Consider the following 1,029-nt stretch of genomic DNA (forward strand, 5'->3'; position numbering starts at 1 on the left):
CGAGATCACCGAAGGCGAAGCGGTAACCGACCCCGCCCATCTAGCCCGCATCGTTACCGCCTATCGCGCCATGGGTTTCCGCACCGCGATCGACGATTTCGGCGCCGGCCATTCCAACCTCAATCTTCTGGCGCAGTTTCGTCCTGACATCATCAAGCTCGACATGGTCCTGATCCGCGACATCGATCGCGATAAAGTTCGCCAGAGTCTCGTCCGTCATTGCGTCGGACTATGCGATGATCTCGGTATTCTCATGGTGGCGGAAGGGATCGAGACGTTGGCGGAGTACCAGACCTTGCGAGGACTAGGCGTTAAGTTCATCCAGGGCTACCTGCTCGCAAAACCGGGCTGGCGGCGTTTGCCAGAAGCTCAATTCACAGATTTCACGACCGTATAAGCCCGCATAGAATGGTGCGATCGGCCGCACCCCACCAATTCAGCCCCGCCAGACCCCACAAACAAAAAATTTCTAACGCGCACCCCTAACAAATTCCTTTCTCATCCCCCGCCCATTGTGGTTTATGTGCGGTCATGATCTCGAACGCGCCTTTCATGCCCGCCGACCCGTCCGAGCGCTTCGCGATGATCTTCCGCGCCCTGCAGCGCTCCGTGGCCGACAACGGCTACCGCCTTAAAATCCACGGCCCGCTCCTCGTCCTGATCTGGAACTACCTCAGCTGCCAGATCGCCCGCTTCGCCAAAATCGCGGCCAAACCCCCGCAAACCCCGCGCGCTCCCAGAACGGTCGAGCGCAAACCCACCACCAAACCCAAACCCGCCCTCACGCTCCCGCGCGGCTTCGCCTGGCTCATCCGCCTGCTCCCCAACGGTCCCGCCGCCCCCATCGTCGCCGGTGCCAACGCCCGCCTCGAACTCCAGCACTTCATGGAAGATCCCATCGTCCAGGCGCTGCTCGCCACCCACCCCAGTCTCGGCCGCATCCTCCGCCCGCTCCACACCATGCTCGGCCTGCGCTACCCACAAATCATCAAACGCCCCAAATCGACCAAGCCCCGGCCCAAGCGCATC

2 protein-coding genes are annotated in these 1,029 nt (G+C 61.6%); both read left to right on the top strand.

Annotated elements, in window-relative coordinates:
* Positions 1–397, top strand: a 397-nt coding sequence (locus B7X49_RS18730) for an EAL domain-containing protein (RefSeq protein WP_286840656.1), incomplete at its 5' end; no start/stop codon positions are given.
* Between the two features lie 155 nt (positions 398–552).
* Positions 553–1,029, top strand: a 477-nt coding sequence (locus B7X49_RS18735; RefSeq protein WP_286840658.1) for a hypothetical protein, incomplete at its 3' end; no start/stop codon positions are given.

This window comes from Acidiphilium sp. 34-64-41 (genome assembly GCF_002282635.1).
GTDB lineage: Bacteria > Pseudomonadota > Alphaproteobacteria > Acetobacterales > Acetobacteraceae > Acidiphilium > Acidiphilium rubrum.